24 protein-coding genes are annotated in these 25,643 nt (G+C 41.1%); 16 read left to right on the plus strand and 8 right to left on the minus strand.

The window, feature by feature from the left end; all coding sequences use genetic code 11:
• Positions 1-14: 14 nt before the first annotated feature.
• Positions 15-1,964, plus strand: a complete 1,950-nt coding sequence (locus ABIN91_RS17145; RefSeq protein ID WP_348052530.1) for a heparinase II/III family protein — start codon at positions 15-17, stop codon at positions 1,962-1,964.
• Positions 1,965-1,990: 26 nt separating this feature from the next.
• Positions 1,991-2,620, plus strand: a complete 630-nt coding sequence (locus ABIN91_RS17150) for a hypothetical protein (RefSeq protein WP_348052531.1) — start codon at positions 1,991-1,993, stop codon at positions 2,618-2,620.
• A 77-nt stretch (positions 2,621-2,697) separates the two neighbouring features.
• Here ABIN91_RS17150 and recQ read toward each other — a convergent pair whose 3' ends face one another.
• Positions 2,698-4,890 carry a DNA helicase RecQ gene (gene recQ / locus ABIN91_RS17155; RefSeq protein ID WP_348052647.1) on the minus strand — a complete coding sequence of 731 codons (2,193 nt, stop codon included), beginning with the start codon at positions 4,888-4,890 and terminating at the stop codon, positions 2,698-2,700.
• A 243-nt stretch (positions 4,891-5,133) separates the two neighbouring features.
• On the opposite strand from recQ, the gene ABIN91_RS17160 reads away from it, so the two are divergent.
• Complete coding sequence (locus tag ABIN91_RS17160) at positions 5,134-6,219, plus strand: mannose-1-phosphate guanylyltransferase (RefSeq protein ID WP_348052532.1); 1,086 nt, start codon at positions 5,134-5,136, stop codon at positions 6,217-6,219.
• Positions 6,220-6,463: 244 nt separating this feature from the next.
• Here the strand turns inward: ABIN91_RS17160 and ABIN91_RS17165 are convergent, their stop codons facing one another.
• Positions 6,464-6,706: a hypothetical protein gene (locus ABIN91_RS17165; RefSeq protein WP_348052534.1), complete on the minus strand. Its 243-nt coding sequence runs from the start codon at positions 6,704-6,706 to the stop codon at positions 6,464-6,466.
• A gap of 63 nt (positions 6,707-6,769) precedes the next feature.
• Complete coding sequence (rlmB, locus tag ABIN91_RS17170; RefSeq protein WP_348052536.1) at positions 6,770-7,534, minus strand: 23S rRNA (guanosine(2251)-2'-O)-methyltransferase RlmB; 765 nt, start codon at positions 7,532-7,534, stop codon at positions 6,770-6,772.
• A 295-nt stretch (positions 7,535-7,829) separates the two neighbouring features.
• Here rlmB and dnaB point away from each other — a divergent pair, with 295 nt between their 5' ends.
• On the plus strand, positions 7,830-9,392 hold the full coding sequence (gene dnaB, locus ABIN91_RS17175; RefSeq protein WP_348052538.1) for a replicative DNA helicase: 1,563 nt from the start codon (positions 7,830-7,832) through the stop codon (positions 9,390-9,392).
• Between the two features lie 86 nt (positions 9,393-9,478).
• On the opposite strand, the gene ABIN91_RS17180 is transcribed toward dnaB, so the two are convergent.
• From ABIN91_RS17180 to ABIN91_RS17190, 3 genes are read right to left on the minus strand one after another with little or no spacing between them, the layout of a single operon-like run.
• A complete protein-coding gene (locus ABIN91_RS17180; RefSeq protein WP_348052539.1) occupies positions 9,479-10,894 on the minus strand; it encodes a DUF4419 domain-containing protein in 1,416 nt (471 codons plus the stop codon).
• Between the two features lie 44 nt (positions 10,895-10,938).
• On the minus strand, positions 10,939-12,183 hold the full coding sequence (chrA, locus tag ABIN91_RS17185; protein WP_348052541.1) for a chromate efflux transporter: 1,245 nt from the start codon (positions 12,181-12,183) through the stop codon (positions 10,939-10,941).
• Between the two features lie 50 nt (positions 12,184-12,233).
• Positions 12,234-12,572 (minus strand): tetratricopeptide repeat protein, encoded by a 339-nt coding sequence (locus tag ABIN91_RS17190; RefSeq protein ID WP_348052543.1) that lies wholly within the window; start codon positions 12,570-12,572, stop codon positions 12,234-12,236.
• A 132-nt stretch (positions 12,573-12,704) separates the two neighbouring features.
• Between ABIN91_RS17190 and ABIN91_RS17195 the strand changes: the two genes are divergently transcribed.
• From ABIN91_RS17195 to ABIN91_RS17205, 3 genes are all read left to right on the plus strand, one after another.
• Complete coding sequence (locus tag ABIN91_RS17195) at positions 12,705-13,442, plus strand: electron transfer flavoprotein subunit beta/FixA family protein (protein ID WP_348052545.1); 738 nt, start codon at positions 12,705-12,707, stop codon at positions 13,440-13,442.
• Between the two features lie 115 nt (positions 13,443-13,557).
• Complete coding sequence (locus ABIN91_RS17200; protein WP_348052547.1) at positions 13,558-14,535, plus strand: electron transfer flavoprotein subunit alpha/FixB family protein; 978 nt, start codon at positions 13,558-13,560, stop codon at positions 14,533-14,535.
• Between the two features lie 35 nt (positions 14,536-14,570).
• Positions 14,571-15,176, plus strand: coding sequence for a bifunctional nuclease family protein (locus ABIN91_RS17205; protein ID WP_348052549.1), 606 nt, complete (start codon positions 14,571-14,573; stop codon positions 15,174-15,176).
• A 294-nt stretch (positions 15,177-15,470) separates the two neighbouring features.
• On the opposite strand, the gene ABIN91_RS17210 is transcribed toward ABIN91_RS17205, so the two are convergent.
• The gene (locus ABIN91_RS17210) at positions 15,471-15,962 is read right to left on the minus strand and encodes a YajQ family cyclic di-GMP-binding protein (RefSeq protein ID WP_348052553.1); all 492 of its coding nucleotides are present in this window, start codon (positions 15,960-15,962) and stop codon (positions 15,471-15,473) included.
• A gap of 146 nt (positions 15,963-16,108) precedes the next feature.
• Between ABIN91_RS17210 and ABIN91_RS17215 the strand changes: the two genes are divergently transcribed.
• From ABIN91_RS17215 to ABIN91_RS17230, 4 genes are all read left to right on the plus strand, one after another.
• On the plus strand, positions 16,109-16,681 hold the full coding sequence (locus ABIN91_RS17215) for a hypothetical protein (protein WP_348052555.1): 573 nt from the start codon (positions 16,109-16,111) through the stop codon (positions 16,679-16,681).
• Positions 16,682-16,781: 100 nt separating this feature from the next.
• On the plus strand, positions 16,782-18,827 hold the full coding sequence (ppk1, locus tag ABIN91_RS17220; RefSeq protein ID WP_348052557.1) for a polyphosphate kinase 1: 2,046 nt from the start codon (positions 16,782-16,784) through the stop codon (positions 18,825-18,827).
• 5 nt (positions 18,828-18,832) lie between these two features.
• On the plus strand, positions 18,833-19,717 hold the full coding sequence (locus ABIN91_RS17225) for an exopolyphosphatase (RefSeq protein ID WP_348052558.1): 885 nt from the start codon (positions 18,833-18,835) through the stop codon (positions 19,715-19,717).
• A 192-nt stretch (positions 19,718-19,909) separates the two neighbouring features.
• Positions 19,910-20,479 carry a UbiX family flavin prenyltransferase gene (locus tag ABIN91_RS17230; protein WP_348052560.1) on the plus strand — a complete coding sequence of 190 codons (570 nt, stop codon included), beginning with the start codon at positions 19,910-19,912 and terminating at the stop codon, positions 20,477-20,479.
• Here the strand turns inward: ABIN91_RS17230 and ABIN91_RS17235 are convergent, their stop codons facing one another.
• Complete coding sequence (locus ABIN91_RS17235) at positions 20,480-21,391, minus strand: hypothetical protein (protein WP_348052562.1); 912 nt, start codon at positions 21,389-21,391, stop codon at positions 20,480-20,482.
• A 179-nt stretch (positions 21,392-21,570) separates the two neighbouring features.
• On the opposite strand from ABIN91_RS17235, the gene mtaB reads away from it, so the two are divergent.
• The 5 genes from mtaB to ABIN91_RS17260 all read left to right on the plus strand — a co-directional run bounded on the left by mtaB (position 21,571) and on the right by ABIN91_RS17260 (position 25,638).
• Positions 21,571-22,893: a tRNA (N(6)-L-threonylcarbamoyladenosine(37)-C(2))-methylthiotransferase MtaB gene (mtaB, locus tag ABIN91_RS17240; protein WP_348052564.1), complete on the plus strand. Its 1,323-nt coding sequence runs from the start codon at positions 21,571-21,573 to the stop codon at positions 22,891-22,893.
• Positions 22,894-22,923: 30 nt separating this feature from the next.
• A complete protein-coding gene (locus ABIN91_RS17245) occupies positions 22,924-24,099 on the plus strand; it encodes a prolipoprotein diacylglyceryl transferase family protein (protein WP_348052566.1) in 1,176 nt (391 codons plus the stop codon).
• Positions 24,096-24,578, plus strand: coding sequence for a GtrA family protein (locus tag ABIN91_RS17250; protein ID WP_348052568.1), 483 nt, complete (start codon positions 24,096-24,098; stop codon positions 24,576-24,578). The genes ABIN91_RS17245 and ABIN91_RS17250 overlap by 4 nt, the downstream gene beginning before the upstream one ends.
• Positions 24,553-25,344 (plus strand): inositol monophosphatase family protein, encoded by a 792-nt coding sequence (locus tag ABIN91_RS17255; protein ID WP_348052570.1) that lies wholly within the window; start codon positions 24,553-24,555, stop codon positions 25,342-25,344. The genes ABIN91_RS17250 and ABIN91_RS17255 overlap by 26 nt, the downstream gene beginning before the upstream one ends.
• 105 nt (positions 25,345-25,449) lie before the next feature.
• On the plus strand, positions 25,450-25,638 hold the full coding sequence (locus tag ABIN91_RS17260; protein ID WP_348052572.1) for a hypothetical protein: 189 nt from the start codon (positions 25,450-25,452) through the stop codon (positions 25,636-25,638).
• Positions 25,639-25,643 lie beyond the last annotated feature (5 nt).

Genomic DNA, 25,643 nt, shown 5'->3' on the forward strand with positions numbered 1-25,643 from the left:
ATATATATCTGCTTATGAAAGCCACTATTACTAAATTTTCGATCGCGTTACTTTTAATTATCTCGCTGCAATTGCAGGCGCAAGTCACCCATCGTGATCTGCTGCAAAAGTTCTTTCAGAATTATGAAGGATCACCGGGATCACTTAACCCTGTTCCGCAAAATCAATTTCACCCTTTCCCGCAATCGCCCGAAGGCTGGAAAAAGATATTGCCGGATAGCATAAGTACCATGTTTATTAAAAAAGGCGAGGCCGCTTTAAAAAAAGATTTTAAAAATATCCCGGCAGCGGTAATGCTTGAGTTTGTGCGTAATGGTAACCGTACAGATTATGAAAAGCTATCGTTTGAGAAACGCAATCAGCTTTGGGACTTGATGATGGCAGAATCTGTCGAAGGTAAAGGCAGGTTTGTTGACCAGATTGTAAACGGCATATGGAGCATTAGCGAAGAAAGCTTTTGGGGTATAAGTGCGCACGTTGGCGCTCAAAAGGCAGGCGCAGGTTTACCCGATGTTGAAGACCCGATAGTTGATCTGTTTGCCGCCGAAACAGCATCGGTAATGGCGTGGACAGACTATTTTGTTGGGCCGCAATTGGAGAAGGCTTCTAAGCTGATCAGACCGCGCATTAAATACGAAATTACCCGCCGCATACTAACGCCTATGGAAACCGCCAAATACGGTTGGATGGGTGGCGGCAAACCGGATGCTAAATTGAATAACTGGGCACCCTGGATAGCATCAAACTACTTAGCGGCTTTTTTGCTGATAGAAAAAAACGACAACAAACGCGCGGAAGATATGAACCGCACCATTAAAATAGTTGACCAGTATTTAAACGGCTTAGGTGTTGATGGCGGCTGCGACGAAGGCCCGAGCTATTGGGGTGCCGCCGGTGGTTGTGTTTACGATGTGCTGAACCTATTGCACGATGCTAATAGCAAATTGAATTATTACCACGTTCCGTTTATTCAAAAAATGGGATCGTATATCTATAAAACGCATATCGCGGGTAAGTACTTTATTAATGTTGCCGATGCGCATCCTACCCTTACACCTAATGGCTTAATGCTTTACCGTTTTGGTAAGGATATGGATGATAAACAAATGATGGTTTTTGGCAGTTGGGCGTTTCATGCTTTTCCGGAAGAGAATACTAATTATGAGCAGTTCCATCGTACCCGGGGATTATATAATTTATCGGCCATAAATGACTGCGCCAGTTATCCCGCTAAGGAAGACGATGTTAAGGATGCCTGGTACAGCGATGTACAGTTGATGGCTTCCAGATCAAACAATGGTTTATTCTTATCGGCCCACGGTGGCAATAACGGCGAAAGTCATAACCATAACGATGTGGGCGATTTTACGGTTTATGCCAATGGGCTACCAGTTATTATTGATGTAGGATCGGGCACTTACACGGCACGTACTTTTGGTAAGGATAGATATAAGCTTTGGTTCAATACTTCTCCGTATCATAATTTGCCTGTTATTAATGGCAAAGAGGAGGGTGCCGGTGGTGTGTTTGCCGCTAACGATGTTATATATGATCAAAACAAAAACATTACTACTTTGAGTATGAACATTGCGAAAGCTTACCCTGCCGATGCTGGTATAAAAACATGGATACGCACCTTTAAAATGGATAAGGCCAAAGGAATTGAGGTTAGTGACAAATACGAAGTTGCCAACCTAACCAGTTTAACGCAAAGCTTTATGAGTGTTTGTGAGATTAATTTGGATACGCCGGGTAAGATCACTTTTACATTACCTGATAACAGTAAGGTTTACCTGGATTATGATGCTTCGATTTGGACAGCAAGTAAGGAGAAGATGGAGTTAACTTCGCCAGAGGACCAGGGCTTAAAACATAGCTGGGAGGGGAAGCCTATATGGAGGATTTTATTGACAAGGAAGAAGTTGGGGAATGTTGGGGTGATTAGGTATTTGGTGCATAAGTAGTATATTAGTCGATATCTTAATCAGTTATGAAAAAAGCGTTATTGACCATTTATTTAGTTTTATTTACCGTATTGATCTATGCTCAATCTTTTGAGGGCGAAGTCATCTATCAAAATACTTATAAAAGTAAGTTACCAAATGTTACCGACAGCCAGTTTAACGGTATGATGGGTAGTATACAGAACTATTGGGTGAAGGGTGGAAATTACAAATCGGAAGCAAATGGCAGTCTGATGCAATGGCAATTATATGTTAATACTGACAATAAGCTCTACAATAAACTTTCAAATTCGGAAACCATATTTTGGAATGATGGAGCGGTTAATGACGACACGATAATTAGCTCTGAATTACATAAAGCGGCTGCAACTATTTTAGGATATGCTTGTGACGAATTAGTGTTAACTTGTAAAAGTGGCATACAGAAATATTATTTTTCGACAGAAATACCTGTCGACACTAAGCTTTATACAAAACATGCATTTGGAAATTACTATGCATACTTAGTTAAAGCTAATTCTATTCCATTAAAAATAATTGTGGACAATGCTCAGTTTACGATGGAAAGCGTGGCTACCACTGTTAAACCAATGAAACTTGACCCAGCTTTTTTTGTACTTCCGGCTGGCGTTGCAACTGCTAAAAGCCCTTATTAAGCTAAGCAATTAATAGGATAAAAAAAATGCGATGGGTTTGAAGTCCATCGCATTTTTGCATTTATTGTATCGCAATTTTAATTCCCTAATTCACTCATAAACTTAATGCGCATTAACTGCATTTCTTCGTGGGTGTATTCGTTGGGGCCTAATTCGGCGAGGGCGTCTTCTATCGAATCAACTTCTGCGGTTTTAAAGTAATCGAAAACTTCTTCTTGCCTATCCTCGTCAATTACCTCGTCTATGTAGTAGTTAAGGTTGAGTTTGGTGCCCGAGTTTACGATGGATTCTACCTCACGGATGATATCTTCGTAACTGATGCCTTTTGAGTTGGCTATATCTTCGAGCGATAAATGGCGATCTATGTTTTGGATGATATAAACCTTAAGGGCCGATTTGTTGGCTGCGCTTTTGATCACCATATCTATAGGGCGGTCAATATCGTGCTCCTCAACATATATTTTGATCAGATCGATAAATGGCGCGCCAAATTTCATGGCTTTACCTGCACCTACGCCCGATATTTGTTTAAGCTCTTCGATGTTGATGGGGTAATGCGTACACATTTCTTCCAAAGATGGATCCTGGAAGATAACGAATGGTGGCAAGCCTTTTTGCTTAGCTATCTTTTTCCGCTGGTCTTTCAGCATCTGTAACAGCACCGTATCTAACGCGCCTGTGCCACCTTTAGGGCCGTCGGTATCGTCATCGTCATCTGTTGAACCCATTGGCCTGTTCAATACGTAACGCAGCGTGTATGGGTTATCTAAAAACGCGTGACCGGATTTGGTTAAATGCAGCAAACCGTACTGGTCAATATCTTTTGAAATAAAGTTATTTAACAAAGCCTGGCGCATCAGGGAGTTCCAAAGGTTTTCGCCTTCTTCTTTTCCCGAACCAAACTCTGGCAATAAATGATGCTCGTAGTTATGTACCTGCGGACCATCAACCCCCATTAAAACACAGATGATGTGGTGATCGTCGAATTTTTCGCCAATCTTTTTCATCAGGCTTAAAGCCTTGTGCAATGGCGCTTCGGCATCAAAGTGTTGTTTTTGCGCGCTGCAATTATCGCACATGCAGTTACAACCGGCTTCGTTAAAGTTTTCGCCAAAGTAATGCAGTATCTGCTTACGGCGGCAAACGGCCGATTCGGCGTAGTCTATAACCTCTTTTAATATTTGTGTACCTATTTCCCTTTCGGCAACAGGCTTATCCTTCATAAATTTTTGCAGCTTATCAATATCCTTTTCCGAATAAAAAGCCAAACAAACACCCTCGCCACCATCACGGCCCGCACGGCCTGTTTCCTGGTAGTAGCCTTCCATACTCTTAGGCACATCATGGTGAATTACGTAACGTACATCGGGTTTATCAATACCCATCCCAAAGGCTATCGTGGCAACAATAACGTCCACGTCTTCCATCAAAAACCTGTCCTGCGTATCGGCACGAACCTTGGCGTCTAAACCGGCGTGGTACGGTAATGCTTTTACTCCATTCAACGATAAAGCTTCGGCAACCTCTTCAACCTTTTTACGGCTCAGGCAATATATAATGCCCGATTTACCCTGGTGCTGCTTTACAAACCTTACTATCTCTTTTAGCACATGGCGCTTGGCCCTCACCTCGTAATACAAATTGCCTCGGTTAAACGATGATTTGTAAATGGTGGCGTTATTCATTTGCAGGTTCTTCTGAATATCCTGCTGAACTTTAGGCGTTGCGGTAGCTGTTAAGGCAATAATGGGAATGTTATCGCCAATGTTACTGATCACCTGGCGTATTTTACGGTATTCCGGGCGAAAATCGTGCCCCCACTCTGATATACAGTGCGCCTCGTCAACAGCAACGAACGATACCGTGTTTAAACGTAAAAAATCAATATTTTCTTGCTTGGTTAATGATTCGGGCGCAACGTAGAGTAATTTGGTTTTACCTGCCAGTACGTCTTCTTTAACCTTGGTTATTTCTGATTTGGTAAGTGATGAGTTTAAAAAGTGCGCTATGCTGTCTGATCCGCCGAAGGCGCGTAGCTGATCAACCTGGTTTTTCATTAGCGCGATGAGTGGCGAAATTACAATAGCCATCCCATCTGTCATTAGAGCGGGTAATTGGTAACACATTGATTTACCACCACCTGTTGGCATGATAACGAAGGTATCGTTGCCTGATAATATATTTGTGATTATAGCTTCCTGCTCACCCTTGAAGTTGTCGAATCCAAAAAAATTTTGAAGATTATCGAACAGTGACTTCTTCGTTTCAATCATTATGATAAAATTATCGAGATGTATATAAAAAATTAAAGATCAAAATAACAAAAATTTTTAAAGAAATGACACTTATACTTCACTTTTTTAAACTGATATGATATTCAAAGTATAATGTACGAATAATTTTTGTATTATTCGTGCATTTTTTCGAAAATTATTTTAGCCCAGATAACGGTAGTTTGAAAATTATTCTTCAATTTCACCAACGCAAATATTCGTTAAAATTGCACCATAAAAATGAACAGTAATAATTACGCCATAATCATGGCCGGAGGTATCGGCAGCCGCTTTTGGCCCATCAGCAGAACCTCACACCCCAAACAATTTATTGATATCCTTGGGACAGGCAAAACTCTGATACAACAAACGTACGACCGCTTTTTAAAAGTGTGTCCGAAAGAAAATATTTATGTTGTTACCAACGAAATTTATACCGACCTGGTAAAAACACAAATCCCAGATATGGCCGATGGCCAGATATTAACCGAGCCGGTAATGCGCAACACCGCGCCTTGCGTTGCTTACGGCTGTTTCAAAATTGAGAGCCTTAACCCTAACGCGGCCATTGTTGTTGCACCGAGCGATCACCTGATATTAGATGAGGCTGGCTTTGTGAGTACGATTGAAAAATCGTTAGCTACATCAACTAAACATGGTTGTTTGGTTACTTTGGGTATTAAACCCTCAAGGCCGGATACAGGTTACGGCTATATTCAATATACCGATAAGGTGATTGATGGTGATTTCCATAAAGTGAAAACATTTACAGAAAAACCCACCCTGGAAATAGCTAAAACCTTTGTACAAAGTGGCGAATTTTTGTGGAACGCAGGTATTTTCATTTGGTCGGCTAAGGCTATTGTTGAATCGTTTGGCAAATACCTGCCCGAGATCAATGATATTTTTGCTGATGCCAGGCCGGTTTACAATACCCCAGACGAGAAAAGCTACATCCACAACGCTTACCAGCAATGTACCAATATATCTATCGATTATGGTATTATGGAAAAGGCTGATAACGTGTATGTTTTACCATCGGAATTTGGCTGGAGCGATCTGGGCACCTGGGCATCTATCTACCAGCTTGCCGAAAAGGATTATGTAGGCAACGCGGTTATTCCGTCAGAAAAGGTGATCATGTACGATTCATCAGACTGTATGGTGAACGTACCTTCCGATAAATTGGTTATTATTAAAGGCTTACACGATTTTATCGTAGTGGAATCAAACAACACTTTACTCATTTGCCCACGCGAAGATGAACAAAACGTTAAGCAGGTGGTTGCAGATGTAAAAGGTAAGTTTGGAACGAAATATATATAACAAGAACCAAGAGTTAAGAGCCAGGAATCAAGACAGATTTGTCAATGATTCCTGGCTCTTCTTATTGCTAATAGGTGGTTTCTGTTAGCTTAAGTCTATCGCATACGCAACTGCTTTACAAACTATTCACCTTTAATAAATAATTCCAAAACACTCACTGTAATCTTTATCTGTAAATACTGCGTATAACTCGTTTTCGGTTCGTAATGTGGAAATAGCTATAGGCAAATTGCCCTCTACAGTCTCAAGTTTTTTCAAAAAGAATTGCAAAACTTTCATTCCACTTCCCTCTTGATTCCAATAAATGAAGTCTCCCCTGGTAAATCTTATAAATATGATTTCTGTCTATAATGGGAGAAATTCTTGGTCCAAAATCTATTGTAACTTTATCAAGTAAGTCTTTAATTTCTTTTTTAATATCACTTGAATTTTTTATCGCCTCCTTTAACTTAAATGTTTTTCGTAAAAATTCATCTTGTGCTATCATAAGATAATATTATCATTTATACTGGCATCTTGGTTCATGCATCTTGACTCTTGATTCTTCTTCCTACCCTCTCTTCTGTCTTATCGCCTCGTACAAAATAACGCCTGTTGATACAGATACGTTTAGGGATTCTATTTCGCCGTACATGGGTATTTTGGCTAAGTGATCGGCTATGCGGATGATGTCGTTACTTACGCCGTCGTCTTCACCTCCCATTACAATGGCGGTGGGTGCGGTATAATCCGGGCTGTAGATAAAATCGTTTGTTTTTTCGGTACAACACACTATTTGGAGGCCCGATGCTTGCAAAAACTTTACCGTTTGTAGTAAGCTGCTTTCGCGGCACACAGGTATGTTATATAAAGCTCCCGCGGATGTTTTAATGGTATCGGGATTAATTTGGGCAGTACCTTTTGATGGTACTACAATGGCATGTACACCAGCACACTCGGCGGTGCGGGCTATGGCACCTACGTTGCGTACATCGGTAACACCGTCTAAAATCAATATTAAAGGCACCTCTCCCTTTTCGAATACCATGGGGATGATATCTTCAATTTTTTGATACGTAATTGGTGAAATAACCGCGATAACACCCTGGTGATTTTTCATGGTGATGCGGTTGAGTTTTTCGATGGGTACCTGTTGTGATTCTATTTTGTGCTCTACTAATAAAGCGCGGAGTTCGTGAAAGAGTTCGCCGCCAAGGCCACGCTGGATGAACAGTGATTCGATATCTTTTCCAGACTTGATCGCTTCGATTACGGCGCGGATGCCGAACACCATTTGGTTGTATTCTCTTTTTGGCTCTCTTGAATTAAAACTCATAATTTCACTGATGTATAAGTCAGCAAAATTAGCATATTAATTGGTTTTGGGGCGCATTACAATTAAACTTAATAATGGTTATTTGAAAATACTTAACACCGTTTTACGTTATTAACATTTGGGTTAAGTGGCTGATTATTAAATTGAATTTAAATTTACCAACATGTAACTAACATACGGTGTTAATTATAATCCTTACTAAAAACATCAATTTCCACATATTTCTTTTTACGAAAAATGGCGATGTTGATTGAATGTTGATGAATACAAAAGCTTTTTGTATATTTTTGTGCTAATGATTTTTGAGAACGAGAACCCGGCAGGCAAGTCAAACTTTACAGGCGAAAGACGCAGCAGATTTAGCAGTACCACACCCAGTACAATGGGTAAATTACCCCCACAAGCAACTGATTTAGAAGAAGCTGTATTGGGTGCGTTGATGCTGGAAAAAGACGCGCTTTCATCGGTTATTGACATACTGAAACCGGAGGTTTTTTATCGCGATAGCCACCAAAAAATATTCCAGGCTATCCGTGTTTTGTTCGAGAAAACGTCGCCGGTTGATATTTTGACCGTTACGGCTCAGTTACGTTTACAGGGCGAGTTGGAAATGATAGGAGGGGCCTATTACATTACCGAGCTAACCAACCGTGTGGCTTCGGCGGCTAACATTGAGTACCACTCGCGCATCATTATCCAAAAATACTTACAACGCGAATTGATCAGGATATCAACCGATACCATCAACAGCGCTTATGAGGATACTACCGACGTTTTAGACTTGTTAGATAAAGCTGAAAAAGGTTTGTTTGATATAGCCCAGAATAACCTTCGCCGTGATTCGCGTAAGATGGATGATATTTTGCAGGAGACGCTGAAGGAAATAGAATCGTTAAAAGATAAAAAAGATGGCTTAACGGGTGTCGCTTCCGGCTTTACGGAGTTGGACAGGATGACATCGGGTTGGCAAAAATCTGATTTGGTTATCATCGCGGCAAGGCCGGCGATGGGTAAAACGGCTTTCGTTTTAACCTGCGCCCGTAACGCGGCGGTTGATTTTAACCGCCCGGTTGTTGTGTTCTCGCTCGAGATGTCGTCAGTTCAGTTGGTGAATCGTTTAATATCTGGCGAAAGCCAAATTGAGCAGGAGAAGATCCGTAAAGGGCGTTTGGAAGAGTGGGAATGGGAACAGATTCACTCCAAAATTGGCCGTTTAGAGCAAGCTCCATTAATTATTGATGATACCCCGGCGTTAAATATATTTGAATTTAGGGCCAAATGCCGTAGGTTAAAATCTCAGCACGATATCCAACTGATCATTATTGATTACCTGCAATTAATGCATGGTAAAGCTGATGGTAAGGGTGGTAACCGTGAGCAGGAAATTGGTAGCATATCGCGTGCCTTAAAATCGGTAGCTAAGGAGTTGAATGTGCCCGTTATCGCACTGTCGCAATTGAGCCGGGCGGTAGAGAGCAGGCCGGGTGGTTCAAAAAGGCCAATGCTATCGGATTTGCGTGAATCGGGATCTATTGAGCAGGATGCGGATATGGTGCTGTTCTTATACCGTCCGGAATATTACGGTTTGGAATTTGATGAGGATAACAATCCTACCGCTGGGGTGGGTGAGGTAATTATAGCCAAGCACCGTAACGGTGAAACAGGCCGTGTGCGATTGAAATTTGTTGGCAAGTTTGTTAAGTTCCAGGATCTGGAAGATGGACCCGGAGATTTCCCTGCTATTGGCGGCGGCGCGCCGAGCGCGTTTGCGGGTTTAACACCATCAGAGGATTTTGATAAGCCGAGCAACTTTATCATCAGGCCATCGAAGATGAATGATGAAGACCCTCCGTTTTAAATTTATATAGCTATTGTAGCCATTGATATATACAGATAATTTTAAGTCCCGATTGGGACTTTTTTTATTTGTAGAATATCGGTTGTTTAATATCTCTTATTATTGATAATCAATTTTGTATTAGGAAACAGCTTCACAATTCGCTCACTTTCAGCCGGGGTTATTGTACCGTCAAGCCTTAATGTTTCTACCCCAATGTTTGCCATTTCGGTTGGGATATTGATCTCATCAATAAAATGTATGGTCAGGCTTTTAATGGTGCCAATTTTTAATAGCTCGGGTGGCACCGTTTTAACTCTGATATTTATCCCGTCAAACCTATTCTCCGAATTATCCTTTTTTAACTTATCAATTAAAGCCTGGCTATTGTTTGTATCCTTTTTGCGGATCATCCAGCCAATTTGGGGTTTAAGGCCAAATGTTTTATTATCCTGGTTAAGGCCAACAAAACCGGCCCATAGCTCAAGGGGTGTTTTAACAAAATTGCCAGCGCCGTTACCTGCGATGTACTCTAAGTCAACCTTAACAATTTCGTTAGGCATGGTACCAGATCCAACTATTTCATTCAGGCTATTTCGTTTACCATCTTTATTGTAGGGATAAAATTTCACTATCCAGCCATCAATAATTGTTGGTGAACCGCATTTAGCCTCCGAGTGGTATTTGAACATGCCTTTCCAAAAACCTTTATCAACTTTACCTTTCGACGCGATTATAAATTGTTTTAGTATAGGCTCCATTTCGTCAATCCACCAATCCAGCTTGTATTTACGTAAGGCTTCCGTTTTGGCTAAAACACGTTCCCAATCGTTCGTAGTACCTTGTAAAGTAACCTGCGGTATTCCGCAACTTATGTATATTACTACAAAGTCAAAGTAAGATTTTACGGCATCGAGCAAGGTGATTTGCGAGGCAATTTTAGTTATGGGGGTTGTGGTAGTAAAGTCGGCGGTTAAACCATCGGTTAATTGTTTGCCGGTATGTTGTGCAATTTGTTTACTAAACTCCGGAAAAACCTCTCCCCAGGGGCTATCAGGATCATCGAGTTTAATCTTATTATTTTGTACTATCAATGTTGTTTTGCCATCAAAATCAACAAATAGTTTGCGTAAGTCTGCGGAGTTATTGTTCACATGGTTGGCAAAGCCCTGGCTAATTAATAGCCATATCATATCGGGCGACAATGTAAACGGACGATGATCGGCGTAAGCGGCATACATACCTTCAAAAAAGGAATGGTACCCACGGGTTACTAAGCTATCAGGAATACTGCTTTTAGCAACGATGTTAAAAGGAGGGTCAACATGTGGCCTATTTAAAGGATACCTGGAAACATGGTTATCGGCCCGTATCAGGTCTTCTAATATGGTTTGATAATTTTGTACACGTAGCACCGCTTTGGGTTTGCTTAAGCTTTCAACGGCAAAAGTTATATTTTTTTGCGCAGATATATTAAATATATTAAAAAGCAACAAGGCTGCTAATAGTTTAGCTTTCTTCATGATGTGACTGGTTTTAGGCTAAGGTGAATTTAGGAATAATCTGATCAAAACACGAAACCTAACACAACCCCGATCACGATAACGATTGGGGTTTTTATTTTGGTGTATTTTAGGATAAGGAAGGTGGCTATAATGATACCGTTAGCTAACAGATTAATACCTACCGGCCTGTAGAGCAATAAAAAGGCAGTTGCCATAAAACCTACAGCTACGGCATTGATACCGCTTAAGGAATTTTTGATACGGGTTATCTTTTTCAGATCTTCCCAAAAAGGAACGATGAAAAGGATCAATATCATCCCAGGGAGGTTGATGCCAATTACAGCAACTAAACTGCCTAATATTTGTCCGCTTATACTGTAGCCAGAATTGCCCATGGTTATCCCGCCAAGGAAGGATGTGAACGAAAATGTGGGCCCTGGTAACGCTTGTTGCAAAGCGTACCCGGATAGAAACTCTGTTGGGAGCAGATAGTGCTTAACTTCTACAAATTCGGTGTACATGAGGGGTACCAGTACCTGCCCGCCGCCGAAGATCAGGATGCCGTTACGGTAAAAGTTTTCGAACAAACGGATGGGTAAACTGAATGGCGATGTCTTATTGATAAGGGCGCCCAATGCCGCGAAGAATAGCAGGATACCGATAAAATAAGCTACTTTATTGGGGTTAACGTTGGCGAAGAGTTTTACCCGAAGTTCATTCTCTTGCGGTTGTGTTTCCATGGCTGATGAGAGGATGCCGCCCATCATGATCAGGATAGGGAACGCGTATGGGTTTTGCAGAATAAGCGTTACTATTAACGAACCGATGGCCAGCATGGCGCTCACTTTCGTTTTTAAAAACCTGTGCGCAAAGTTAAAGGTTGCGTAGGCTACAATACCGATAGCTATTGGCTGGATGAAACGGATGATCTCGTGAAATTTACTTTGCGAGGCAAATAGTTTGAAACTGATAGCGGCGGTACACATGATGGCCGCCGATGGCAATATCCAAATTAAAAAGGTGACGATAGATAGGGGTAAGCCACCTACCTTCCAGGCTATGCCAATGAGGGTTTGGGTTGATGATGGGCCAGGTAAGATTTGCGAGAGCGCGCTGAGCTCCATCAACTCACTTTCGGTAACATAACGGCGTTTTTCTACAAACTCGCGCATCAGCACCGCAATATGAGCCTGCGGACCGCCAAATGCTGTGAATGTGTAAAAAAGCACATCGCGTAAGAAAATGAGTTGAGCCCCCATGCCCCTTGAAGGGGGAGTTTTTTGATTTGCTTGTTTGTTAATGTCCATCTCGTACCATTATCAATATTACTTTTACTCCCCCTTTAGGGGGTTGGGGGCTAATCGTCATCATCGTCATCAAAACCTTTGAGCTGCATGTATACACCTTGTAATTCGGAGAAGGCGTGGTTATCGCGGGCTTCTTTGGTTACGGCTAAACCTTTTTCGTAGGTGGCTATGGCGTCGTCTTTGCGGTTAAGAGCCTCGTATAATTTGCCTAAGTGATAGTAGGTGCCTATATATTTGGGGTGGTTGTTCAGCAGGTCTTCGTAATACATAAGCGACTTATCTGTTTCATTTAAACGTAAATACTCGGTGGCGAGTGCGTATTTTAAAAATTCGTCGTTAGGTTCGTTTTCATAAAAAGCTAAAAGCTTCTGTAATCGTGTCGTCTCCATTTTAATCTCTGTCTTTTTTAGCTAAATTTGTGGTACCAATCATTATAATGAAAACGTCAATTTGCAGTATCTATCCAAACAAAAGTACGTTAACTGCATTTGTTGTTTCAATACCTAATCAATAATATATATATGAAGATATTAGTTTGTATAAGTAACGTACCCGATACGACGACAAAAATAACTTTTACTGATAATAACACGCAATTTAATACAAACGGAGTTCAGTTTATATTGAACCCTTACGATGAAATTGCATTGTCACGTGCTGTGGAACTTGCCGAAGGCGGCAAAGGCACAGTTACTGTTATTAATGTGGGCGAAGTAAGCACCGAGCCAACCATCCGCAAAGCATTAGCCATTGGCGCCGATGACGCGGTTAGGGTGAACGTCAAAGCGCACGATGCATATTTTGTAGCTTACCAGATCGCGCAATATGCCAAGGCCAATAATTTTGATTTGATATTGACCGGTCGTGAATCTATCGATTATAACGGATCAAAAGTAGCCGGTATGCTGGGTGAATTTTTGGATATCCCATCGGTATCCATCATTAAAAAACTTGACGTTGATGGCAGCAGCGCTACTGTTGAACGCGAGATTGAAGGTGGAAAAGAAGTGTTGACCATACCCTTTCCTTTTGTAGCCGGAACGGCTGAGGGTGTTGCGGAGTGGAAGATACCTAACATGCGTGGTATCATGTCGGCCCGTACCAAACCTTTGAACGTGATTGAGGCCGTAGAGGTTAAAACCTTATCAGAAATTACCGGTTACGAAACCCCTGCTCCACGCGGCGCGGTGAAGTTGGTTCCGGCTGATGATGTGGCTAAACTGGTTGATCTTTTGCACAGCGAAGCGAGAGTAATTTAAGTGAGTAGCAAGTATTGAGTATCAAGTAGCAAGACTTTGATTTTATCAATTAGAAAATTACTTGATACATGATACTAACTACTTGATACTAATCATAAAATCTAAAAGAAGAAATATGTCAGTTTTAGTATTCGCAGAAAATGCCGATGGTAAGTTTAAGAAATCAATTTTTGAAGTGGTTTCTTATGCTAAGGCTATTGCTGCTCAAAATAATACCAAGTTAATAGCCATATCAATTGGCGATGTTGCTCAAGACGAATTAGCGGCTTTGGGTAAATATGGTGCCGAAAAGGTGCTTAATGTATCTAACGATAAATTAAAAACATTTGTTAACCAGGCTTATGCTTCGGTTATTGCCGAGGCTGCCAAAAAGGAAGGCGCTAATATTGTGGTGTTATCCAACTCCTTTTCGGGACGTGGGTTGGCGCCGCGTATTGGCGTTAAGCTGGAGGCTGGTGTGGCCGATGGCGCTGTAAGTTTGCCAGAGCAATCGGGCGGAAAGTTTTCGGTAAAGAAAACGGCTTTCAGCGGTAAAGCATTCGCTACGGTTGAGTTAACATCTGATAATAAGGTTATCGCGTTAACCCCAAACTCTTATAAAGTGGTTGAAGGTGGCGCTGCTGCCCCGGTTGAAGCATTTACTGCTGAAGCTAAGGAAAGCGACTTTAGGGCGATAATGAAAGAGATAGTTAGGGCTACCGATAAGGTTTCGTTACCGGATGCTGAGATCGTGGTATCTGCCGGACGTGGTTTGAAAGGGCCCGAGAACTGGGGGATGATTGAGGAATTGGCCAGCCTTTTAGGCGCGGCTACCGCTTGCTCAAAACCGGTATCCGACGCCGGATGGAGGCCACATAGCGAACACGTTGGACAAACTGGTATAGCTGTCAGTCCAAATTTGTATATTGCGATTGGAATTTCGGGCGCTATACAGCATCTTGCAGGCATCAGTTCGTCTAAAGTTATTGTTGTGATAAACAAAGACCCGGAAGCGCCGTTCTTTAAGGTAGCCGACTATGGTATTGTTGGCGACGCTTTTGAAGTGGTACCGAAATTAATTGAAGCTGTTAAACAATACAAAGCTCAGGCTTAAAATAAAGAAACGTTGTTGATGTGATGGGTAATAGCATGAAAAAAATCAAGCTCGATATTGTAGGGCTATCATATAGTCAAACTCAATCGGGCGCGTACGCGTTGGTTTTGGGCGAGGTTAACGGCCGCCGCAGGTTACCTATTATTATAGGCAGCTTTGAGGCCCAGGCCATTGCCATCGAGATAGAGAAAATGACGCCAAGCCGTCCGCTTACGCATGATTTATTTAAGAGTTTCGCGCAAGCCTACCAGATCGACATTAAAGAAATCATTATCTACAACCTTGTAGATGGCATTTTTTATGCTAAGCTAATTTGCAGCGATGGTAAAAAAGAAGTGGAGATAGATGCCCGCACATCCGATGCTATTGCTATGGCGGTGAGGTTTGAGTGCCCTATTCATACTTACGAGTTCATTTTATCAACCGCGGGTATTGTGATTGAAGGTAACGATTTTGTTTACCTGGAAAACATTAACGACTCGAATAACGAAGAAAGCACTGTGCCGGTTTCGGGCGCGGGTAGCTTTGCCGCTTTAAGTACCGATGAGTTAAAGACAAAACTACAAGAAGCGTTATCTGACGAGGCTTATGAAAAGGCGGCTAAGATCAGGGATGAGTTGAATAAGCGGAAAGCATCGTAAAAAGAAAAAGGGAAGGTATCATAAAAACACCTTCCCTTTTTCTTTAGATAAATTCGTCGTTTATTTAAAATTTACGCCAATATTTATAGCAGAAACACTGTTTTTATTGTTGAACCCGAGTTGTTCTTAGCTATATCTGCAACGCCACCCTGGCCGTTATGTAGCACGTATGCTAAAAACTTAACTTACTGCATCTATAAAGTGTTTAGTTACTACAATAGCAAATGATGTCCAGAAGGCGGTTATACTTAACTGTGATTACTCACAGAGTCACCTTTCTCATCCTCACATCAATCAATTCCGCATATTAATATACTGCAAAGGCTGCCCAAAATCTTCACCGCGGCACAGGCTGATCACTTTTTGCAAATCATCAATACTTTTAGCAGTAACCCGCACCTGGTCATCCATAATAGATGCCTGTACTTTCAAGCCACTATCTTTAATCGCTTTAACCACTTTTTTAGAAGTTTCCTTATCTAAACCTTCTTTTATTTTGATCACCTTACGTATCATATTACCTGATGCCTGCTGCTGATCGCCAAAATCGAGCGCTTTAGGGTCAAGGTTTTGTTTCGCCATGCGGCTCCTTATCGATCCCTCAATAGCATCCAGGCGCATATCATCTTCGGTAAGTATGGTTATTTCGTTAGTTTTTTTATCCAGATCAAAAGTGCTTTTCGATCCGTTAAAATCATAGCGGTTCAATATCTCTTTTTTGGCATTATTAATAGCGTTATCCAGCGTTTGAGCATCAATTTTGCTCACAATATCAAATGATGGCATAATGGGTTGGTTTATTGTTGCGTGCAAATTTATCTTAAATAAACACATTTACACAAGCTGTAGTTTTATTTTAACTATTTAAAAACAATTACTTTATAATTCTATTCCTTATCTTTAGATAGTATTCAATAAATTCGATCTGACCTATGAAACCAAACACAAAAAAAGCAGCCAAAAAACAAATAGAAACCACCATTACCGAAAAATTTATGCACGCCCTGACCGAACTCGGTCATGATGCCGCCAAGTGGAAAAAGGAAATTAAAAAGCTAAGTAAATCGGTATCCAAAAAATTGGGTAAGGAGTTTGATCATGTTAAAGAAGTTGTATCGGCTAAATTAAACTCGCAACCTGTTAAAGCAGCCGTTAAACAAGCCACCAAAACAGCAACCACAGCAAAAAAAGACCTTAATAAAAAAGTAGTTAAGGTTGAAAAGGTGATAGCCAAAGTAGCCAAAACCGCCGAAGCCAAAGTGAAAAAAACAGCGGCTCCAAAGGTAGAGGCAGTTAAATCAGCAGTAGCTCAAACCGTAAAAGCTGCCGTACCTGCCGCTAAAGCCGTAGAAAAGAAAGCAGTTTCAGCCGTAACAAAAGTAACTAAACCAGCTCTTGTCACAGCCAAATCTGCTGCTAAACCGGCTGTAAGCAAAACAAAATCAGTTGGTACAACTGTAGCTAAAGCAAAACCTGCTACCAAGCCCGTAGCCAAAAAGGTTTAATTAGTGTAAATAAATTGGTTAAGTATTAATATTAACTTAACAAATAAATAAGCATAATTGTAGTTCCGGGTCTTGATGGGCCGGGAACTTTTTATTTTATATGGATATTAAACGTATACCGCTAATTAACAGGGAAATAAGCTGGCTTTATTTTAACGATAGGGTATTGCAGGAAGCCGCCGACCCAACCGTTCCGTTAATTGACCGGATAAAGTTCCTGGCAATATTTTCATCAAACCTGGATGAGTTTTACCGCGTACGCGTAGCCACGCTAACCCGGTTAACCACATTAAACGAAAAGGCTAAAGAAGTATTAGGCTATAATCCTAAAAAGCTGTTAAACCAGATAAAAAACCTGGTTGTAAAGCAAGAGAAGAAGTTCAATAACCTGTACGAGAACATTATTGTAAAGCAACTTGCCGAAGAAAAGATCTTCATCCTGAACGATACACAGCTGAATGTAACCCGTGGGGCCTTCGTTAAAAGTTACTTTCGCGAAAACATGCTGGCTACCCTGGTACCCATTATGCTCAACCCCGGCGAACCATTGCCCGAGCTTCGTGATAGGGGTATTTATTTCTTTGTCCGTTTAACAAAAAATAAAAAAACCAAGCTTGCGCTGATAGAAATACCAGAAAGCCTACCACGATTCGTGGTTCTGCCGCAGACTAATGATCTGAAATTTATTATCCTTGTTGACGATATCATTCGCTACAATCTTGAAGATATCTTTTTTATTTTCGATCATGATAACATCGAAGCCTATTCCATCCAGCTTACCCGCGATGCGGAACTGGATCTGGATAAAGAAGTAAGCGATAAGTTTGTCGATATGCTTTCGCGAAGCCTATTGAAGCGCAAAAAGGGTAAACCCATGCGTTTACTATACGATACCGAAATGCCAATGGATATGCTGGCCTTTTTGGTAGCAAAAATGGGCGTGAATGCCGAAAGCCTGATCCCGGGAAACCGCTACCATAACTTTAAAGATTTTATCGTGTTCCCCAACGTGGGCCGTCCCGAACTGGAGTATCCGCGTTATGATACTTTACCCGTTCACGAGCTTTCGTTCGGCAAAAGCTTAATGGGTATGATAGCTAAGAAGGATTATCTGGTAAGCACGCCATACCAATCTTTCGATTATATTATCCACTTCTTGCGTGAGGCCGCTATTGATCCTAAAGTAAAAGAGATCAGTGTTACGCTTTACCGTCTGGCTAAAAATTCGCGTGTAGTACATGCGCTTATCAATGCCGCCAAAAATGGTAAAAAAGTAAACTGCTTAGTTGAGCTGAAGGCACGTTTTGATGAGCAAGCCAATATTACCTGGGCCCGCCGTTTGGCCGATGAGGGCGTAAACGTAATTTACGGTATCTCCGGTTATAAAGTTCACTCCAAAATCATCCTCGTTTCCCGGATAGAAAAAGGTAAAACAGTAAACTACGCCTGCCTGTCTACCGGTAACTTTAACGAAAAAACCGCCGGGCTTTACGCCGATCACAGCCTGCTTACCATGAATAAAAAGATCACCGACGATATGGTGCAGGTATTTAAAGCGCTCACCAAAAACACGGTACCAAGCGGCTTAAAAAACCTCATCGTTTCTCCGGTTGATGCGCGGCCAACCTATTACCGGATGATTGATACCGAGATAAAAAATGCCAAAGCAGGCAAACCGGCCTATATCATCCTCAAAATGAATAGTCTGGCCGATGAGCAAATGATAGCTAAATTATATACCGCCAGTAATGCAGGTGTTAAAATAAAGCTCATTGTGCGTGGTATGTGTTGTTTGGTAGGGGGGGTGAAAGGTTACAGTGAAAATATACAGGTGATAAGCATTGTAGATAAATACCTGGAACATGCCCGTGTACACATCTTCTGCAATGGCGGCAAAGAACTCATTTACCTAACATCCGCCGATTTTTTAAGCCGTAATCTGGATAGCCGTGTTGAAGTTGGTTTCCCGATATATGATGAAGTGTTGAAAAAAGAGATCAGGGAAATAATCGATATCCAATTACAAGATAATACCAAAGCCCGCGAAATTACCGGCCTCAACAATAACAAGTACGTTAAATCGAACGAAAAAATACCCTACCGTGCTCAGATCGATATCTACAACTATCTAAAATATAAAAACTAATCACATTGAAATACGCCGCCATAGATATAGGTTCAAATGCAGTTCGCCTGCTCATCGCTAACGTTGTTGATAACGGAGGTTCTTTTTCGTCTAAAAAAGATACCCTTATCCGTGTGCCCTTACGCTTAGGCGATAATGCCTTTTTAGATGGCTTTATATCCGATAAAAAAATTAGCGAAATGCTCAAAACCATGCAGGCCTTCAAAAACCTGATGGATGTATACAAAGTGAATGATTATTTGGCTTACGCCACATCGGCCATGCGCGAAGCCAGAAATGGCCCCGAAATTGTCGCCCGCATTAAAGAAGAAATAGGACTCGAAATTGAAATAGTTCACGGCGAAAAGGAAGCCAATATCATTTATAACAACCATATCGAGCAATCGCTCGATAAAAATAAAAATTACCTATATATTGATGTAGGCGGCGGCAGTACCGAATTGTCAATTTTTTCGGAGAATAAGATCGTAGCCTCGCATTCATTCAACATCGGTACCATCCGCATCCTCGATAATCAGGATAAAGACGAAACCTGGACCGAAATGCACGATTTTGTAAAGAAACATACCAAAAACTACAAATCTATTATTGGCATAGGCACAGGAGGCAACATCAATAAACTCTTCAAAATGTCCGAAGAAAAGGATAATGTACCCCTCAGCTTCCACAAGCTTAAAAACCTGTATGATTACCTCAACTCCTTCTCGTTAAAAGACAGGATAAACGTACTCGGTTTAAACAACGATAGGGCAGATGTGATCATTCCGGCATGCGAAATTTATATCACTTTAATGAAGTGGGCTTCTATAAAAGATATATATGTACCCAAGGTTGGTATGGTTGATGGCATCATCCAAATGCTTATGGATAAAAATTTAGGCGTTAAATAAACGTTTTTTTCTATACTATTGATTTAAAGCCTGCTGGATAAAAAATAACTTAACAATAATTTTACAATTAACAAATCTGTACCTATATTTGTTATGTCCTTAACCGGACATGTTTTTCATAGGTAGATGTAGGGTCGGATATTTATATTCGACCCTTTTTTTATGCCCTCATTTTAGCATAGCTTTGCAGTGATGAGTAAAAAGAAAATTGTTATCGCCATCACCGGGGCCAGCGGGGCCATCTACTCCAAATTGTTATTGGATAAGCTGCAACAACTGAACGAGCAGGTAGCCGAAGTGGGTATTGTTATGTCTGACAACGCCCGCCAGGTATGGCAATTTGAGTTGGATAACGATGATTACAAAAATTACCCTTTCCACTTTTACGATAAAACAGATTTTAACGCCCCATTCGCGTCCGGTTCTGCCCGGTATGATACCATGGTGATCATCCCATGTTCGATGGGGACGCTTGGCCGCATAGCCGGAGGTATCTCGAACGATTTAACAACACGCGCTGCCGATGTGATTTTGAAAGAGCGCCGTAAACTCATTTTGGTGGCCCGCGATATGCCCCTTAATCTCATCCACATCCGCAATATGCAAACCGTTACCGAAGCTGGCGGCATCATTTGCCCCGCCGTTCCATCATACTACAGCAAACCAAAAACGGTTGAAGAAGTGGCTTCAACCGTTGTAGATCGTGTTATTGATTTAATGGGATTAGATAGCAAAAGCTACCGCTGGAACGAGAGCGAGTAATTAGTTAGACGCTATTATGCTTTCTGTTTTAGCTTCTTCGTTTTTAGCAACCTGCTCAGCTTTAGGTTGGTTTAAAGCTAAAGGCCATTTGTATTCGGCTTTCAAAGCAGCTAAATATTTTTTACGATCGGCTTTGCGTGTTTTAGCTTGCTCTACAGCTAATTTAGCCTGAACTTCTTTATTCGCTTTAACCCATAAAGCTATTTTAGCTGCCTTAATTTTAGCTTGTTCGGCATCTATTTTAGCTTGCGCTATCATTCTCACCTTATTTACTTCAGCCTGTTGTAAAGTTATCTTTTCAATATTAGCGGCTAAAAAGTCGCAATGTTTTTCTGTAGCTAAAGCCAATTTTGAACGATCTGTATTATCATATAAAGTAGCTAAACATTTTTCAATATCTATCTGGCGTTGTACATCATTTTTATATTTAGATAATACAATGGCTTCGTTAAAATCCTTTTCGGCCATTTTGTAATCCTTAATAGCTACCTTAATAGATGCCAGTTGCATTAACGAATTGATCATGGCAGCAACATCCTTACGGTTGCGTGATATGTATAACGATTGTAAAGCAAACCATTTAGCCTGAGTATATTGGTGTTGAATAAAATAAGCCGACGATAAGCAGTTGAAATTATTCCGTATAGCTAAAGTGTCATCTAACTTCGAGTTAAAGTGTATTGCTTTTAATACATATTCAACAGCTTTGCCAGCTTGTGCATAAGTGATCTCGCGTGTTTTCTGCCCATTGAATTGGATCAACTCATCAGCAATATCAGTATATAATTGAGCTTTTACATGGTTGGTTGTTGCAGTATCAAGCTGTTTTTGTAAGGAATCGATGCTTTTGGCTTGTACACCTGCAAATGTAGTACTTAGTAAAAGGGCTAATATAAAAGTAATATTTCTCATGGCAACTTATCTTTATCTAACTCAGGCTTATGCCTATATAATGGATAAATGCAATTAGTGTGCCTAGTTATAAAACAAACCATCATTGTTGGTAAGTAGGCAAAATGTTTATAAGCAGCAGGGTTCATTACCATACAGTTTAAACATTAGTTTCCATTTCTTATCTTTGCACCTTCAAAATGAATAAAAAAGTCGCTTTTTACACACTGGGCTGCAAGCTCAATTATTCGGAAACATCAACCATCGGTCGTCTTTTCAATAAGGCCGGTTTTGATACGGTTAATTTTACCGATACACCCGATGTATTTGTGATCAACACCTGCTCAGTAACTGATAATGCCGATAAGAAATGTAAAAAGATTGTAAAAGAAGCGCTTAAAATATCGCCCAACGCTTACGTGACCATAGTAGGTTGCTACGCTCAACTTAAACCACAAGAGATCGCTGATATCCCTGGAGTTGATATGGTTTTAGGCGCCGCCGAAAAGTTCAACATTGTTGAGCACATCAGCGATTTGACCAAAAAGCCCAAAGCATTAGTATATAACCAACCCGTATCCGAAGCTAACGAATTTGTAGCTTCCTATTCTTTTGGCGATAATCGCACCCGTACCTTTTTGAAAGTTCAGGATGGTTGTGATTACTCATGTACCTTCTGCACTATTCCTCTGGCCCGTGGTTCAAGCCGCAGCGATACCATTGAAAGTGTGATCGCGCAAGCGAATGAAATAGCGCAATCAGGCGTTAAAGAAATTGTATTAACAGGTGTAAATATTGGCGATTACGGTATCCGCGATGGAGAGCGGCAGGATAAGTTTATTGATCTGGTTAAAGCCTTAGACGAAGTTGAAGGTATCGATCGTATCCGCATTTCATCCATCGAGCCTAATTTATTAACCGACGAGATCATCGCTTTTGTGGCGCAATCCAAACGCTTTGTGCCGCATTTTCATATTCCGTTACAATCGGGTTCAAATAAAATATTATCGCTCATGCGTCGCCGCTATAAACGCGAGTTATACGTAGATAGGGTAACACAGATCAAAAGGCTAATGCCCGATTGCTGCATTGGTGTTGATGTAATAGTAGGTTTCCCCGGCGAAACCCGTGAAGATTTTATTGATACCTATAACTTTTTGAACGAGTTAAACATATCATATTTGCATGTATTCACCTATTCGGAGCGAGAAAATACGCTTGCCGCGGAAATGACGGGCACTGTTCCCGGTTCAACACGTGCCGAGCGGAGCAAAATGCTGCATATCTTATCCGATAAAAAACGGCGTTCATTTTACGAGAGCCAATTAGGTAAAACTGCCGATGTGCTTTTTGAACGCGATATAACCGATGGCTATATGCACGGTTTTAGCCGTAATTACGTTAAAGTAAAAACCAAATACGACCCTATATTGGTGAACGAACTGAAAGCCGTAACGTTAACAGCAATTTCACCAGATGGTGACGTTGAAATAACCGAAGCCGAAGAAACATTGGTTCATTAATCTTTATATTAGCCATCAAATTATTACCTGATGTTTCCAACCATAACCGATCTTCTAAAATATCTTTTTGGGTTCAATTTTCCTCTCCCTGTTCAAACCTTTGGTTTTTTTGTAGCCATAGCCTTTATGGGTGGTTTTTGGGCCTTTGAGCAGGAATTTAAACGTAAAGAAGTTTTGGGCCGTGTACATTCCTTCAAAAAAATGATCACCGTAGGCGAGCCTGCTTCGGTTAGCGAGTTAGCTTTAAATGCCTTCTTCGGTTTTGTTATCGGGTTTAAATTATTAGATGCCGTTTTAAATTATCACGCTCTGGTAGATGATCCGCAAGATTTTCTACTCTCGCTGCGTGGTAACTGGGCCGGTGGTATCATTATGGCCGGTGTATTAGGTTATTGGTCGTACGCGGAAAAGAAAAAAACGCAATTACCACAACCTAAACAGGTAGAAGTAACCGTTCATCCTTACGAAATGATGGGCAGCATACTATTATGGGCCGCTGTTTGGGGCTTTGCAGGTGCAAAGTTATTCAATGCCTTAGAAAACTGGGATCAGTTTATGGCCGACCCGGTTGGTATGTTGATCGGCTTTAGCGGTTTAACCTTTTATGGCGGCTTAATATGTGGCGGCGCAGCTGTATTATATGTGGCAGGTAAAAACGGTGTTAGATGGATCGATATGCTGGATATTGGCGCTCCCGGTATGATGCTGGCTTACGGTTTAGGCCGTATAGGTTGCCAAATGAGTGGCGATGGAGATTGGGGTATCAATAACCCTGCACCAAAACCAGGCTGGTTAAGCTGGGCTCCCGATTGGATGTGGGCCTTCAAATACCCCCACCATGTTGATGGCTTTGACAGGCTTAAAGATATCCCCCTTGCCGATTGTGTAGGCAAATATTGCCACGAGTTACGCGTACCCGTTTATCCAACTCCCTTTTACGAGTGTGTGGTTTGTATCCTGCTATTCTTCGTTTTATGGAGCTTGCGCGATAAATTGAAGCAACCTGGTTTAATGTGGGGCGTTTATTTGGTAATGAACGGTATTGAGCGTTTTTGCATTGAGTTGATCCGTGTAAATACAAAATATGTGGTCGCCGGTATCCCATTCACTCAAGCCGAATTAATAGCATTGGTTCTATTCTTCACAGGTATTGCTTTTATTGTAAATGCCTTAAAAAATAAGAAAGCCGAACCCAGCAAAGCATGACGGATAAACAACCATCTTTCTGGAAAGCATTGATCAAAAATCAGGTTATCCGGTTTGTACTTTCCGCAGGTGTAGGGTTCGCGGTTGATGTTGCAGCATATTATATCCTTTACGATCATTTATTCGATGGCAAAGGTTATACCGTATTAGGGTTATACATGTCGCGCTATGTTCTATCTTTAGCTATATCCTTCTTTTTAGGTGTATTGGTTAATTTTTTGATCACCCGTTTTTTAGTATTTTCCGAATCAACCTTATCGCCAAAAAAACAATTCTTTCGCTTTATCAGCGTAGCTATACTGGGTTTTTTTGCCAACCTGGGTATATTGGCTGTATTGGTAAAACATTTCAATATGGACCCGCCAATAGCCCGGCCAACAGCGGCGTTAAGCTTATTCTTCGCCAGCTTTTTTGTACATAAACTTTTCTCGTTCAATCTATCTTTAAGAAATCATGCAACTCGAAACCATAGCAAATGAAGTTATTGCCTTATCAAAACAAGTAGGCGATTTTATCCGTCAGGAACGTAAAAAATTCAATCAGGATAGCGTTGAGTACAAAGGTCTCAACGATCTGGTATCCTACGTTGATAAAGCCGCCGAAGTACAAATAGTAGCCGCTCTCGAAAAGATCTTACCCGAAGCCGGTTTCATTACCGAAGAAAAAACAAAGAACCAGATAGGAGAGCGCTATACCTGGATCATTGATCCATTAGATGGCACCACCAACTTTATCCATGGCTTACCTGTATTCTCGGTTAGTATCGCTTTGCAGGAGTATGACGAGCTGGTTTTAGGTGTTGTTTACGAGATCAATCAGGATGAATGTTTTTACGCCTGGAAAGGCTCACCAGCTTACCTTAACGGGAAAGAAATTAGAGTAACCAAAGCCGAAAAGATTGCCGATACTTTATTGGCTACCGGTTTCCCTTATTATGATTTTGAAAAGCAACAGGCTTTTATTGATCTTTTTGCCGAATTAATGCGTGGCTGCCACGGCATCCGCCGTTTAGGCTCGGCAGCGGTTGATCTGGCTTATACCGCCTGCGGCCGTTTTGATGCTTATTACGAATACAATTTGAACTCTTATGATATGGCGGCGGGCATTGTTATTGTTAGGCAGGCTGGGGGAGAAGTAACCAATTTTTCGGGCGGTACAGATATATTTGACACCCGCGAAGTAGTAGCCACCAACGGTAAAATAACTGCCGAATTATTGGCTGCTATTAAAAAGCATTTCGGTTAATTGCTTTATGGAATTTCGTTAAGCGATAAAAAATTAAACAATAATATTAAAAAAGTGTTGTGCTTTGACACATCTAACTTAACAGATCATTTAATCTACAATGCCATGAAAAAACAAATTTTAAGTTTCGCGCTTGTCGCGACAATGCTTGGTTCAATAGCTGCCGGATGCAGCTCGACCCAAAAGGCAAATGGTGCAGACAGCACCACCACGGTTAAAGATTCATCATCAACCATGACAACCGATACCATGAAAAAGGATACGGTGAAGAAAGATACCACAACCAAGATGTAATTATG

It is taken from the genome of Mucilaginibacter sp. (assembly GCF_039921305.1).
In the GTDB taxonomy this organism is placed as follows: Bacteria; Bacteroidota; Bacteroidia; order Sphingobacteriales; family Sphingobacteriaceae; genus Mucilaginibacter.